Source organism: Methylobacterium organophilum, assembly GCF_022179465.1.
Taxonomy (GTDB): Bacteria; Pseudomonadota; Alphaproteobacteria; order Rhizobiales; family Beijerinckiaceae; genus Methylobacterium; species Methylobacterium organophilum.
The window spans coordinates 523423-536403 of record NZ_BPQV01000001.1 but is presented as its reverse complement, the minus strand read 5'-3'; the positions used below and the strand labels follow the sequence as shown (position 1 = coordinate 536403).

At 70.0% G+C, this 12981-nt stretch carries 15 protein-coding genes; 2 read left to right on the top strand and 13 right to left on the bottom strand.

The window, feature by feature from the left end; all coding sequences use genetic code 11:
• Positions 1 to 69: 69 nt before the first annotated feature.
• From MFF21_RS02450 to MFF21_RS02440, 3 genes are all read right to left on the bottom strand, one after another.
• Positions 70 to 732 (bottom strand): L,D-transpeptidase, encoded by a 663-nt coding sequence (locus tag MFF21_RS02450; RefSeq protein WP_238309583.1) that lies wholly within the window; start codon positions 730 to 732, stop codon positions 70 to 72.
• Between the two features lie 176 nt (positions 733 to 908).
• Entirely contained in the window at positions 909 to 1418 is a 510-nt protein-coding gene (locus MFF21_RS02445) for a response regulator (RefSeq protein ID WP_238309657.1), read from the bottom strand.
• Positions 1419 to 1623: 205 nt separating this feature from the next.
• A complete protein-coding gene (locus MFF21_RS02440) occupies positions 1624 to 2781 on the bottom strand; it encodes a transglycosylase SLT domain-containing protein (protein WP_238309582.1) in 1158 nt (385 codons plus the stop codon).
• Positions 2782 to 3089: 308 nt separating this feature from the next.
• On the opposite strand from MFF21_RS02440, the gene MFF21_RS02435 reads away from it, so the two are divergent.
• Positions 3090 to 3659: a hypothetical protein gene (locus MFF21_RS02435; protein ID WP_238309581.1), complete on the top strand. Its 570-nt coding sequence runs from the start codon at positions 3090 to 3092 to the stop codon at positions 3657 to 3659.
• A 43-nt stretch (positions 3660 to 3702) separates the two neighbouring features.
• Here MFF21_RS02435 and coaA read toward each other — a convergent pair whose 3' ends face one another.
• The 7 genes from coaA to hisB all read right to left on the bottom strand — a co-directional run bounded on the left by coaA (position 3703) and on the right by hisB (position 8516).
• Positions 3703 to 4716: a type I pantothenate kinase gene (coaA, locus tag MFF21_RS02430; RefSeq protein ID WP_238309580.1), complete on the bottom strand. Its 1014-nt coding sequence runs from the start codon at positions 4714 to 4716 to the stop codon at positions 3703 to 3705.
• A complete protein-coding gene (locus MFF21_RS02425; RefSeq protein ID WP_238309579.1) occupies positions 4713 to 5036 on the bottom strand; it encodes a phosphoribosyl-ATP diphosphatase in 324 nt (107 codons plus the stop codon). The genes coaA and MFF21_RS02425 overlap by 4 nt, the downstream gene beginning before the upstream one ends.
• A 137-nt stretch (positions 5037 to 5173) precedes the next feature.
• Positions 5174 to 5950: an imidazole glycerol phosphate synthase subunit HisF gene (gene hisF / locus MFF21_RS02420; RefSeq protein WP_238309578.1), complete on the bottom strand. Its 777-nt coding sequence runs from the start codon at positions 5948 to 5950 to the stop codon at positions 5174 to 5176.
• 24 nt (positions 5951 to 5974) lie between these two features.
• On the bottom strand, positions 5975 to 6721 hold the full coding sequence (gene hisA / locus MFF21_RS02415) for a 1-(5-phosphoribosyl)-5-[(5-phosphoribosylamino)methylideneamino]imidazole-4-carboxamide isomerase (RefSeq protein WP_238309577.1): 747 nt from the start codon (positions 6719 to 6721) through the stop codon (positions 5975 to 5977).
• Between the two features lie 57 nt (positions 6722 to 6778).
• Positions 6779 to 7441 (bottom strand): imidazole glycerol phosphate synthase subunit HisH, encoded by a 663-nt coding sequence (gene hisH / locus MFF21_RS02410; RefSeq protein WP_238309576.1) that lies wholly within the window; start codon positions 7439 to 7441, stop codon positions 6779 to 6781.
• Positions 7438 to 7917, bottom strand: coding sequence for a DUF2628 domain-containing protein (locus MFF21_RS02405; protein ID WP_238309656.1), 480 nt, complete (start codon positions 7915 to 7917; stop codon positions 7438 to 7440). Before MFF21_RS02405 ends, hisH begins: the two co-directional genes overlap by 4 nt.
• Before the next feature lie 11 nt (positions 7918 to 7928).
• Positions 7929 to 8516, bottom strand: a complete 588-nt coding sequence (gene hisB / locus MFF21_RS02400; RefSeq protein WP_238309575.1) for an imidazoleglycerol-phosphate dehydratase HisB — start codon at positions 8514 to 8516, stop codon at positions 7929 to 7931.
• Between the two features lie 180 nt (positions 8517 to 8696).
• On the opposite strand from hisB, the gene MFF21_RS02395 reads away from it, so the two are divergent.
• Positions 8697 to 9614, top strand: coding sequence for a metallophosphoesterase (locus tag MFF21_RS02395; protein ID WP_238309574.1), 918 nt, complete (start codon positions 8697 to 8699; stop codon positions 9612 to 9614).
• Between the two features lie 16 nt (positions 9615 to 9630).
• On the opposite strand, the gene MFF21_RS02390 is transcribed toward MFF21_RS02395, so the two are convergent.
• The 3 genes from MFF21_RS02390 to MFF21_RS02380 form a co-directional block, all read right to left on the bottom strand.
• The gene (locus MFF21_RS02390; protein ID WP_238309573.1) at positions 9631 to 10506 is read right to left on the bottom strand and encodes an S-methyl-5'-thioadenosine phosphorylase; all 876 of its coding nucleotides are present in this window, start codon (positions 10504 to 10506) and stop codon (positions 9631 to 9633) included.
• 214 nt (positions 10507 to 10720) lie between these two features.
• Positions 10721 to 11626 (bottom strand): cytochrome c1, encoded by a 906-nt coding sequence (locus MFF21_RS02385; RefSeq protein ID WP_238309655.1) that lies wholly within the window; start codon positions 11624 to 11626, stop codon positions 10721 to 10723.
• Positions 11627 to 11637: 11 nt separating this feature from the next.
• Positions 11638 to 12930 (bottom strand): cytochrome b, encoded by a 1293-nt coding sequence (locus tag MFF21_RS02380; RefSeq protein WP_238309572.1) that lies wholly within the window; start codon positions 12928 to 12930, stop codon positions 11638 to 11640.
• Between the last annotated feature and the right edge of the window lie 51 nt (positions 12931 to 12981).

Genomic DNA, 12981 nt, shown 5'->3' with positions numbered 1-12981 from the left:
CGGCCCGTGACAGAGCCGCGCCGGGCAATACGCCCGGCGCGGCTCTTTTTCTAAAGGAATCTCAGGGCCTCAGTTCAGCACGACGACCTTGGCGCCGATCCTCACGCGCTCGTAGAGATCGGTCACGTCGTCGTTGGTCATGCGGATGCAGCCCGAGGAGACGGCCTGGCCGATCGTGTCCGGCTCGTTGGAGCCGTGGATCCGGTATTCGGAATTGCCGATATACATGGCGCGGGCGCCGAGCGGGTTCTCGATGCCCCCGGCCATGTAGCGCGGCAGGTCGGGGCGGCGGGCGAGCATGGCCTTGGGCGGCGTCCAGGACGGCCATTCCTTCTTGGCGGTGATCTTGTTCACCCCCGACCAGGTGAAGCCCGGCCGGCCGACGCCGACGCCGTAGCGCATCGCCCGACCGCCCGGCATCACGAAATACAGGCGCCGCTCGGCGGTGGAGACCACGATGGTGCCCGGGGCGTAGTTGCCGTCGAAGGCGACGACCTCCCGCGGGATCGGCGCGACCTGGGCCTGGGGCGAGGCCTGCTGGCCCTGCCCGTAATAGCCGGACTGGCCGCCATAGGGGCCCTGGACGGGCCAGCCGCCCTGGCCGCCATCCTCTGCGTAGTAATCGTCGGCGTCGTTGCCGGCGAAGGGGTCGTAGGGGACGGCCTGAGCCGCAGTGGTCGCAAGAAGACACGCGCCGATCGCGCCGGCGAGAACAGAGGCCAGGGACTTCATGGTCTGCCTACCTGTGCAATAATCTTTGCTATACAAGCGTGACCGTCGGCACGCGGTTCCACGCCTATCGCCTGTTTCGTCACCGCGTCGTCGTGTGAGGCCGCACGGAGCCGTGACGATGCCCGCCGCGAACGCTCGCAGCGAGTCTGATCGCGGCGGGAATACGATCGTCCGCGTCAGGCGATGAGGGGCGCGGGCTTCCGGGCGGCGCGCTGGGCCTCGCCGAGGAGGTCGGCCGCCCGCCAGGGCTTCGGGATGAACACGGCCTGGTCCGGGATCTCGTCGCGGCGCTCGGGGGCCGCGCCCGAGGTGACCACCAGACGCGCCTGCGGCCACAGGGTCGCCACCGCCCGGGCGAGCTGGATCCCGTCCATGGCGCCGGCGAGGCGGATATCGGCGAAGACGAGGGCGACATGGGCGCCGCGCTCCTGCAGCACGGCCAGGGCCTTCTCGGCGGTGTCGCAGCCGATCACCCCGAGCTCGGTCTCCGCCAGCAGGCCCTCGGCCAGCGCACGGACCTCCGGCTCATCCTCCACGACGATGGCGAGCCGCGTCTCCTGCCCCGGCACCCGCGCGCCCGCCTGCTTGACCTGACGCACCAGCACCGCGAGGTGCTCGGGCACGCCCTCGGCGACGAGATCGTCGTAGAAGGAGGCCAGCGCCTGGCCGATCTGGTCGAGGCGCAGGCCCGGCAGCAGCGGGTCGCCGCCGGCGGCCTGGACGGGGTGATCGGGTGGCGTGCCGTTGGCTTTCAGCACCGGGTTCCTCCGACATGCGAGGCTCCGCAGGACGCGGGATGCCTCTTAAAAAGTCGGCAGGGCGCCGTCAGTTGCGGGACGGCGGCCGTTTCACGGCTTGTTCACCGGCCAAGTCGGGCGTTCGAGGCCCGGCTCACTCCGCCCGCACGGCGGCGGCATCGGCATAGGCGAGCACGTCCTTCGGGGTGATGCCGGCCACCGTGGTGACGTCGCGGTAGCGGTCGCCGCGGGCGCTCATCATCGCCTCGAATTTCTCGTGGACCTGGGCGACGGAGAGGCTGACCGGCTTGCGGTGGCGGCCGCGGCCGACGGCGGCCCCGAAGAAGATCGAGCGGTTGGCCTTGGCCGGCCCCGGCAGCAGGGCCGCGGCGGCGGATTTCGGCTTGTCGACCACGGTGGCGAGGAACTGCTCGGCATCGTCCGGGCCGAGGAAGTGGGCGAGGTAGATCTCGCCGAGCGTCAGCTCGCGGCCGATGGTGAGCGCGATGCGGGCGGCGTCGCGCTTGAGCATCTCGCCGGCCATCACGGCGGAGAGATAGGGATCGCGGCGCAGCTCCAGCACCCGGGCGCGCTCCGCCGGATCCGCGATCACCGGCTTGTCGTTGGCGTCGCTGGTGACGAGGGCGGCCTCGGCGGCGAGCCCGTGCTGGGCGCCGAAATCCCGCACCACGCTCAGCCAGGTCCGCTCGATGAACTGGTAGAGGCCCGTGGCCGAGGAGGTCTTGGCCTGGACCGCGGTGATGAAGCTCGATTCCTTGTCGGCCACCGCCATCAGCAGCACCGGATCGGTCTGCACCGCCTGCGCCGCCCGAACGATCTTCTGGACGAGGTGGCGGCGGATCTTCATCGGCCCGAATTCGAGGATGTCGTTCGGATCGCCGGTGGAGGTCTGCGACAGGAGGAAGTCGTAGGAGACCCGGTCGACGGTGCCCGCGCCGAGCTCGGTGTCGAGGTCGTGCACGGCGGCGAAGCTCGCCGAGGCCTTCAGGACCACGGGCTTGGGCGCCTCCGGCGCGAGCGCCTGGAGGCGGGGCCTGGGCATCGAGATCTCGGCCAGATGGGTCGTCGAGGCCTCGGCCCGGCCGAGATCGGTGCCCGCATTGAGAAGGACCGCGCTCAGGCCGCCGGCCAGGAGCGTCATCGACAGGATCGAGCGCAGGAGCGCGGCGCGGTTGCCGTGGAGCCTGCCGATGCCGCTACCCAGCGCGATCACGTCGCGCCGCGCCTGCGGCCTGGTGCGTCCGCTCATGGCGGAGGCGGTCTGCGTCGATCCGATCGCGCGGCCCTGCATCGTCTCCCGACTCACCCTGTTGTGACCGTTGCCCCCGGTCTTCACAGGGCGAAAGCTCGTTGACAGATGTGGCGCAAACACGGCTGCGCTTGTGGCATCCCCAGGGCAGGCCGCGGCGATTTGCGGGCAAGCCGAGCCGTTCGAGAGAAACGTCTGCTATGGCGCGGCCGGCGTGCCCGCGGCGGCAGAAGATGGTTTCGGTCGGAGGGCGCGCGCCTGACACAGCAATCTGCGCAGGGGCATGAAACACTGGCTGCAGGAGGGGATGCCCCCGTAAGGATCCCGCTCCCCTCCCATCGAGAGTCGTGATGGCGCTGATCGACACCTACCTGCCCCATCCGCAATTTCGCGAACGGCACAGTCTCGAGATCGAAGCCCCTCCCCGGACCATCCTTCTGGCCGCGCGCTCCTATCGCACTGAGACCGATCCGTTCTTCAAAGCCATGATGAGCCTGCGAGAATTGCCCCTGCGGATCGGTCGGCGTGTCTCGCCGCGGCCCCTGGCGGATCGACGCGCCTTCGGGCTCGACACCTTTACCCTGCTGGACAGCAACGACGAGGAGATCGTCTACGGACTGGCCGGGCGTTTCTGGCGGTCCGATTTCGACCTCACGCCCATCGCAAGTGGAAGCGCGTTCCGGGCGCTCGATCAGCCGGGGATTGCCAAGCTCGTGCTCAATTTCGCCGTGGAGCCGAAAGGGCAAGGCCTCTGCCGGCTCTCGACCGAGACACGGGTCGTCTGTGTCGATGCCGGTGCCCGGGCTCGTTTCACGCCCTACTGGTATCTCATCCGTCCGGTCAGCGGCCTGATCCGGCGACGAACCCTGACATCCATTCGCCGATCCAGCGAGAAGGCCGTGCCGATGGAAACCCCGTAGGGCGATGCGACGGTCGCGATGACGATGGCCTGGCGGCCCCTCCTTACAACCGCCGCAGGGCCACGCTCTCGATGCGGTGGCTCGCGCCCTTGGCGAGGATCAGGCTGGCCCGCTGGCGGGTCGGCAGGATGTTGTCGCGCAGGTTGGGCAGGTTGATCGTGGTCCAGAGGTGGTCGGCGGTGTCCAGGGCCTCCTCCTCGCCGATCTCCGCGTATTTGCGGAAATAGGAGAGCGGGTCGCGGAAGGCGGTCTGGCGCAGCTTCAGGAAGCGCGTGACGTACCAGCGGTGCAGGTCGTCCTCGTGCCCATCGAGATAGATCGAGAAATCGAAGAAGTCGGAGACGAAGGGGATCGCCGTGCCGTCCCGGGGCAGGCGGGCGGGCTGCAGCACGTTCAGCCCCTCGACGATCAGGATGTCGGGCGATTCGATCACCTGCTCCTCGCCCGGCACCACGTCGTAGACGAGGTGGGAATAGACCGGCGCCGAGACCCGGCGATGGCCGGCCTTGATATCGGAGAGGAAGCGCAGGAGCGCCGTGCTGTCGTAGCTCTCGGGGAAGCCCTTGCGCTCCATCGCGCCCATGCGCTGGAGCTCGGCATTGGGGTAGAGGAAACCGTCGGTGGTGATGAGGTCGACCTTCGGCGTGTTCGGCCAGCGGGCGAGCAGGGCCTTGAGCACGCGGGCGGTGGTCGATTTGCCCACCGCGACCGAGCCGGCCAGACCGATGATGTAGGGGACCTTGGCCTCGCGCTCGGCCAGGAGGAAGCGCTGGGTCGCCTTGAACAGGCCCTGCGTCGCCGCGACGTAGAGGGAGAGCAGGCGCGAGAGCGGCAGGTAGATCGCCACGACCTCCTCGATGGAGATCGGGTCGTTGATCGATTGCAGCCGGGTGATGTCGTCGACGGTGAGGGTCAGGGGCGTGTCGGCGCGCAGCTGCGCCCATTCCTCCCGGGCGAAGATGCGGTAGGGCGAGAGGCCGCTCGGGCCTTCCCCCGTCACCGGATTCTGGGCATCGCCCGGCGCGACGCCCGTCTCCGGGATCGGGGCCCCGATCATGTGCCCCTCCGCGCGGCTTTCTCGGCGAGACCGCTCTGGGCCGTGCGCCGCTCCAGCTCCGCCATCACCTCATCGAGGGTGACGCCGCCCGCCTTGAGCACCACGAGGAGGTGGTAGAGCACGTCCGCCGCCTCCAGAACGAGGTTCTTGCGGTCGCCCTGCACCGCGGCGATGGCAGCCTCCACCGCCTCCTCGCCGAGCTTCTTGGCGGGCTTAACCGGGGCGGCGGCGAGGAGCTTGGCCGTATAGGATTCGTCCGCCGGTGACTGGGCCCGGCGATCGATCAGGGCGGCGAGGTCGTTCAGGGTGTAGCGAGTCATGCCATCCGCGCAGATGGGCACGCGGAGGCGTGCTGCCGGCTCAGGACCCTGATGAGGCCCGTGGCCCGGGTCAAGGGGCCGAATTGACGACGACGGTCCATCCTATCGCCTCGGGCCTGAGCGTTGCGGTCCGTGGGTTACGGGTCGAGCCGCATGGCCAGCCCGGCCGCGGCCATGTGGGCCTTGGCCTCGCCGATGCTGTGCTGCCCGAAATGGAAGATCGAGGCGGCGAGCACGGCGCTGGCCCCCCCGTCGCGCACCCCGGCCACGAGGTCGTCGAGGCCGCCGACGCCGCCGGAGGCGATCACCGGCACCCGCACCGCGTCGGCGATCGCCCGGGTGAGCGCGATGTCGTAGCCCGAGCGCGTGCCGTCCTTGTCCATGGAGGTCACGAGCAGTTCGCCCGCCCCGCGCTCGGTGATCATCCGGGCGAAGGCGACCGCGTCGATCCCCGTCGGCTTGCGGCCGCCATGGGTGAAGATCTCCCAGCGCGGCGTCTCGCCCGGCCCCGAGACGCGCTTGGCGTCGATGGCGACGACGATGCACTGGTCGCCGAACTTTTCCGCCGCCGCCGCGACCACGTCCGGGTTGTTCACCGCGGCGGTGTTGATGCCGACCTTGTCGGCGCCCGCGAGCAGGAGCGTGCGCACGTCGGCGACGGTGCGCACCCCGCCCCCGACCGTGAGCGGCATGAAGCAGGCCTCCGCCGTGCGGCTCACCACGTCGAGCAGGGTGCCGCGGTCCTCGTGGCTCGCGGTGATGTCGAGGAAGCAGAGCTCGTCGGCCCCGGCCGCGTCATAGGCCTTGGCCGATTCCACCGGATCGCCGGCGTCGCGCAGTTCCAGGAACTGCACGCCCTTGACCACGCGGCCGTCCTTGACGTCGAGGCAGGGGATGATGCGGGTCTTGAGCAACGGAGGTCCCTCGGGCGTCGGCGATCACGAAGCGAGGCGCTTGGCCGCCTGAGCGATGGCATCGAGGGCCTCCTTCGGGTCGATGCGCCCGTCATAGAGGGCGCGGCCCGTGATGGCGCCGGCGAGCTTGGCGCAATCGGGTTCGAGCAGCCGGTGCACGTCGTCGATCGAGGCGAGGCCCCCCGAGGCGATCACGGGGATCGAGACCGCCTCGGCGAGGGCCAGGGTCATCTCGATGTTGAGCCCCTTCAGGATGCCGTCCCGGGCGATGTCGGTGTAGATGATGGCGGCCACGCCCGCATCCTCGAAGCGGCGGCCGAGATCCTCCGCCGTCATGCTGGAGGTCTGGGCCCAGCCCTCCACCGCTACGAGCCCGTCCTTGGCGTCGATGCCGACCGCGATGCGGCCGGGATGGCGCCGGGCCGCCTCGTGCACGAAGGCGGGGTCGCGCACGGCGGCGGTGCCGATGATGACGCGGCTCACGCCCTTCTCCAGCCAGGCTTCCAGCGTGCGCATCTCGCGGATGCCGCCGCCGAGCTGCACCGGCAGGCGCACCCGGGCGAGGATCGCGTCTACCGCGGCGGCGTTGCGCGGGGCGCCGGCGAAGGCGCCGTCGAGATCCACCACGTGCAGCCAGGAAAACCCCTGCCGCTCGAACGCCTCGCCTTGCGCGGCCGGATCGTCGTTGAACACCTTGGCCTGGGCCATGTCGCCCTGGACGAGGCGGACGCAGCGCCCCTCCTTGAGGTCGATCGCCGGAAACAGGATCACGGGTCGAGATACCTTCAGGTTGCGGACCGAATCGGAGCCAGTGTCGGCTCCCTCGCCTCAGGGCCGCCAGCGCAAAAAGTTGGCGATGAGCGCAAGGCCGAGGCGCTGGCTCTTCTCCGGGTGGAACTGCATGCCCGCCAGGTTGTCGCGGGCCACCGCCGCCGTGACGGGGCCGCCGTAATCGGCATGGGCCACCACGTCCTGCGGGTTCTGCGGCACGAGGGCGAAGCTGTGCACGAAATAGGCATGCAGGCCGTCCTCGCCGGTCGGGATCCCCTCGAACAGGGCCTGCTCCCGGTCGAGGCGCAGGGTGTTCCAGCCCATATGCGGGATCTTGAGGGCGGGGTCGGCGGGGGTGATCGGGGCCACGTCGCCGGGGATCCAGCCGAGGCCCTCCGTGGTCTCGTATTCGAGGCCGCGGCTCGCCATCAGCTGCATGCCGACGCAGATGCCGAGGAAGGGGCGGCCGCGGCGCTGCACGGCCTCCGTCATCGCCTCGACCATGCCGGAGACCGCGTCGAGGCCGCGCCGGCAATCGGCATAGGCGCCGACGCCGGGCAGGACGATGCGGTCGGCCGCGGCCACGACCTCGGGCTCGTCGGTGACGCGGATGCGGGTGCCGTCGAGCCCCGCCTCCCGGGCCGCCCGCTCGAAGGCCTTGGTGGCCGAATGCAGGTTGCCCGAGCCGTAATCGATGATCGCGACGGTCTGCGTGCTCACCGCGAACCCTCGCTGGCGGGAAACAGGCCGATCACCTCCTCGTCGCGCCGCCGGGCGGCGGGGCGCACGGTGACCGGGATGCCGGTGCCGGCGGGATCGAGCCAGCGGGCGACGGCCTTGGCTTCGGCCTCCTCGGACGAGGCCGCGATCACCGCGTCCCGGGCCGGGCGGCCGTTCCGGGCATAGGTCCAGCGGCGCAGGCTCGCGGCCTCGAGCCCGATCAGGATCGCGGCGAGCAGGCTGACCAGGATACCCGCCCAGGGGGTGAGGCCGAGCAGGCGCCCGCCGACCGCCAGGGCCACCAGGAAGGCGAGGACGAGGGCGCCGGCGAGCCAGAGCCGGTGGAAGAAGAACCACAGGGCCGTGAAGGCGAAGGCCGGCCAGGAGAAGCCGTCCGGCACCATGTGGGCGCGGTCCAGGGCCCGGGCATCGCCGCGCAAGGCCCCCTCGGGCAGGTGCAGGGTGTAGGTGCGCATCCGGAGGCCCATCAGAGCGATCCCTTGGTCGAGGGCACGCGGCCTTCCTCGCGGGGGTCGACGGCCACCGCCGCGCGCAGGGCCCGGGCGAGGCCCTTGAAGCAGCTCTCGGCGATGTGGTGGGCGTTCTCGCCGTAGAGCGTCTCCACGTGGAGGGTGATGCCGGCATTCATGGCGAAGGCCTGGAACCACTCGCGCACGAGCTCGGTGTCGAACTGGCCGATCTTCTCGACGCGGAACTGGGTGCGGAACACCAGGAAGGGCCGGCCCGAGATGTCGATGGCGACGCGGGAGAGCGTCTCGTCCATGGGCAGGTGGAGGTCGGCGTAGCGGGCGATGCCGCGCTTGTCCCCGAGCGCCTTGGCGAAGGCCTGGCCCAGGGCGATGCCCGCATCCTCCGTGGTGTGGTGCTGGTCGACATGCAGGTCGCCCTCGACCTTCACGTCGAGATCGAACAGGGCGTGCCGGGCGAGCAGCTCCAGCATGTGGTCGAGGAAGCCGACGCCCGTGTCGATGCTGGCCTTGCCCGTGCCGTCGAGGGCGATCGAGACGGCGACGTCGGTTTCCGCCGTCTTGCGGCTGATGCTGGCGGCACGCATCGGATGAACTCGGAGCCTTCGGGACCAACGGGCGGCCTTTTCGGCCGGGTCCGCCTTTTAGAGCGCTTTCCCGGGCGGGGGGAAGGGTGTCCGCGCCGGGATCGTCACAGGGCGGTCACGGCGGGCGGCGAGTGTCGCCCGTTCCGGGCGCGGCGCGCCGCGGAAAACCGGAGGAGCGGAATGGTGTCGCGCAGGTCCATCCTGTCCGCGGGCGCGGCGATGCTGGCGGCGCCCTATCCCGGCCGGGCCGCGGCGGCGGAGGGGCCGGTGCGCTTCGGCCTCGTCGCCGATCCGCAATACGCCCCCGCGCCGCCCAACCTGCCCCTGAACCGCTACTATTCCGAGAGCCTGTGGAAGCTGCGCGAGGCGGTCGACGCCTTCAACGGGCAGGACCTGCGCTTCGTGGCGACCCTCGGCGACGTGATCGACCGCGACCGGGCGAGCTTCGATCCGATCCTGCAGGTCTATGGCCGCCTGCGCCACGACAAGGTCTTCCTCCTCGGCAACCACGATTTCTCCGTCGCCGCCGAGGAGCTGAACGCGGCGATGACCCTGCTCGGGCTCGAACGCAGCTACTACGACTTCGCGGTCGGCGGCCTCCGCTTCGTCGTCCTCGACGGCAACGAGGTCTCGCTCTTCGCCCCGCCCCCGGGCGATCCGCGCCGGGAGCTCGCCGCCGAGCGCCTGCGCAAGCTCGCCGAGGCGGGGGCGGAGAACGCCAAGCCCTGGAACGGCTCCTTGAGCGACCGGCAATTCGCCTGGCTCGGCGAGACGCTCGCGGCCGCGGCCAGACGCGGCGAGCGGGTGATCGTGATGGGCCATTACCCGGTCTATCCGGCCAATCCCCACAATCTGTGGGATTCGGAGCGGGTCGTGAGCCTGTTGACCGCCCAGCCCCACGTGCTGGCCTATTTCTGCGGGCACAACCATGCCGGCAATTACGGCGAGGCCGGCGGCGTCCATTTCGTGAATCTGCACGGCATGGTCGATACGCCGACCACCTCCGCCTATGCCTTCGTCACGGTGGAGGGGGCACGCATGGCGATCCGGGGCTTCGGCCGGGAGCCCGACCGGACGCTGGCGCTGAAGGCCGGGTAGCGCCCGGCGGGCCGGCTCAGGCCTTCAGCACCCGCCCGGCCACCGCGTCGAGCTTGGCGAGCAGCTCCGGGTCGCGGGCGCCGGCGGCGGTCATGATCGCGCCGTCGAGGGCCCGGTGGGAGCCGGCGGGGCAGTCCTCGCGCTCGGCGGGGAAGTCGCGGGCGACGCGGGCGACGAGGCGGGCGGCCTTGTCCGCATTGGCGCGGGCCACCGCGATCACCGCGGCCACGTCGACCACGTCGTGGTTCGGGTGCCAGCAATCGTAGTCCGTCACCATGGCGATGGTGGCGTAGGTGATCTCCGCCTCGCGGGCGAGCTTGGCCTCGGGCATGTTGGTCATGCCGATCACGTCGAAGCCCTGCGCCTTGTAGGCCTTCGACTCGGCGACCGTGGAGAATTGCGGCCCCTCCATGCAGACATAGGTGCCGCCCTTGTGGACCGGGATCTCCTCGGCCTCGGCGGCGGCCAGGATGCGCCGCTGCAGCCCCGGCCCGACCGGATGCGCGAAGGAGACATGGGCGACGCAGCCATTCCCGAAGAAGGAGGAAGGGCGCCCCACCGTGCGGTCGACGAACTGGTCGACGAGGACGAACAGGCCGGGATGCAGCTCGTTGCGGAAGGAGCCGCAGGCGGAGAGCGCGACGAGGTCGGTGACCCCGGCCCGCTTCAGGACGTCGATATTGGCCCGGTAGTTGATGCCCGAGGGCGAGAGGCGGTGGCCGCGGCCGTGGCGGGCCAGGAACACCACCTTGGTCGCGCCGATCCGGCCGATGCGCAGGGCGTCGGAGGGCTCGCCCCAGGGGGACTCAATGCGCGCCTCGCGCACGTCCTCGAGACCGGGCAGCTCGTAGACGCCGGAGCCGCCCATCACGCCGAGAACCGCTGCCGTCATGCCTGATCCTTCCGCGTCATCGGGGACCTCTCGGTCCCGCATCTGCCCGGCCCGCGCGGCGCCGGAGCGAAGCCCGGATCCGCCCTCCCGAGGGGAAGGCCCGGATCGGGTGGGGACCTTCTGGCGCCGGACGCGCCGCCGCGCAAGCGAACGGGCCCGCGCGGGGCCCGTTGCCGATCGATCGTCGATGTTCGGGGGCGGGGCGGCGCGGGCCTCAATAGGCCTTGTGCAGCTCCGGCTGGAGCCCGTGCACCTCGCCGCCGACCTTCTTCCAGATCTGCTTCTTCACGTAATAGAGCAGGCCCGCCAGGAGGATCAGGAACAGGATCACCCGGAAGCCGAGGGCCTTGCGGGCCATCATGTGCGGCTCGGCCGCCCAGGCCATGAAGGCGGCGACGTCGTGCGAGTACTGCTCGACGGTCTCCGGCACCACCGGCTGGCCCTTGTCGTTCTTCGGGTATTCCACCTGCCCGTCCGAGATCGGCGGGGGCATGGCGATGATGTGGCCCGGGTACCACTTGTTGTAGTGGCCGCTGGCCGGCATCTCGAAGCCCTTCGGGGGCTCCTCGTAGCCGGTGAGCAGGGCGTGGATGTAGTCGACCCCCTGCTCCGAATAGCCGACGAAGGGCAGCACATCGACCAGGAACCAGGGGAAGCCGCGCTCGAAGGTGCGGGCCTTGGCCAGCACCGAGAAGTCCGGCGGGGTCTTGCCGCCATTGGCGGCGGCCGCCGCCTTGTCGTTCGGGAAGGGCGGCGGGAAGCGGTCCGCCGGACGGGCCGGGCGCTCGACCTCCTCGCCGTTGTCGTTCAGCTCCTTGAGCTTGTAGGTCTCGGCCAGCGCCTTGACCTGGCCCTCGGAGAAGCCCGGGCCTCCCTCCTCCGCGAGGTTGCGGAAGGCGACGAGCTTCATCGCGTGGCAGTTGGAGCAGACTTCCTTGTAGATCTGGAAGCCGCGCTGGAGCTGGGCCTGGTCGAAGCGGCCGAACACGCCGGCGAAGCTCCAGTGCTCCCGGGGCGGGTTGGCGCCGTGGCCCTCCTCGGCCCGCGCCGGGGCGAGGCCGAAGGAGAGACCGAGGCCTGCGGCGAGCAGGGCGGCGGCGGCGAGATGTCCGATACGCATCATCCTCACCCTCAGCCCTTCTTTGCCGGCTCGGCGGCCGCGCCCGCTGGAAGGCCCGACCCGCTCACCTGCTTGCCCGGTCCGGTCACGCTCTCGAGGATCGAGCCCGGCACCGGATCCGGCGTCTCGAACAGGCCGACCAGCGGCATCACGATCAGGAAGTGGGCGAAGTAGTAGACGGTGCAGATGCGCGAGACGAGCACGTAGGCGCCCTCCGGCGGCTTGGCGCCGAGCCAGCCGAGCAGGATGGCGTTGAAGACGAACACCCAGAAGAACACCTTGTAGACCGGGCGGTAATTCGTCGAGCGCACCCGCGAGGTGTCGAGCCAGGGGGCGAAGGCGAGGATGATCACCGCGCCGAACATCAGCACCACGCCGCCGAGCTTGTCCGGCACCGCGCGCAGGATCGCGTAGAAGGGCAGGAAGTACCATTCCGGCACGATATGGGCGGGGGTGACGGCCGGGTTGGCCGGGACGTAGTTGTCGGCGTGACCGAGATAGTTCGGCTGGAAGAAGATGAACCAGGCGAACAGGATGAAGAACGCCACCGTCGCGAACACGTCCTTGATGGTCGCGTAGGGGGTGAAGGGCACCGCGTCCTTGCTCGACTTGATCGGGATGCCCGCCGGGTTGTTCTGGCCGGTGACGTGCAGCGCCCAGATGTGGAGCACGACGACGCCGGCGATCATCCAGGGCAGCAGGTAGTGCAGCGAGAAGAAGCGGTTGATGGTCGGGTTGCCGACCGAATAGCCGCCCCAGAGCAGGCTCTGGATGGTGTCGCCCACCACCGGGATCGCCGCCAGGATGTTGGTGATGACGGTGGCGCCCCAGAAGCTCATCTGGCCCCAGGGCAGGGTGTAGCCGAGGAAGGCGGTGGCCATCATCAGCAGGTAGATGATGACGCCGAGCAGATAGAGCACCTCGCGCGGGGCCTTGTAGGACCCGTAATAGAGCGCCCGGAAGATGTGCACGTAGACGGCGACGAAGAACATCGACGCGCCGTTGGCGTGGGCGTAGCGCAGCAGCCAGCCGTAATTCACGTCGCGCATGATGTGCTCGACGCTCTCGAAGGCGTTGGCGGCGCTCGGATCGTAATGCATCGCCAGCCAGACGCCGGTGACGATCTGGATCCCGAGGAAGGCCGAGAGGATGGCGCCGAAGGTCCAGAAATAGTTGAGGTTGCGCGGCACCGGGTAGGCGATGAAGGACGAGTGCACCAGCCCGACCAGGGGCAGGCGCGACTCGAACCATTTCGCGAGACGGCTCTTCGGGATGTAGGTCGAGGTCGCGTGTGCGCTGCTCATGGGGTGCGCTGCTCCTGGGCTACCCGCCTCTGTCTGTCGCGTCGTTCGGGG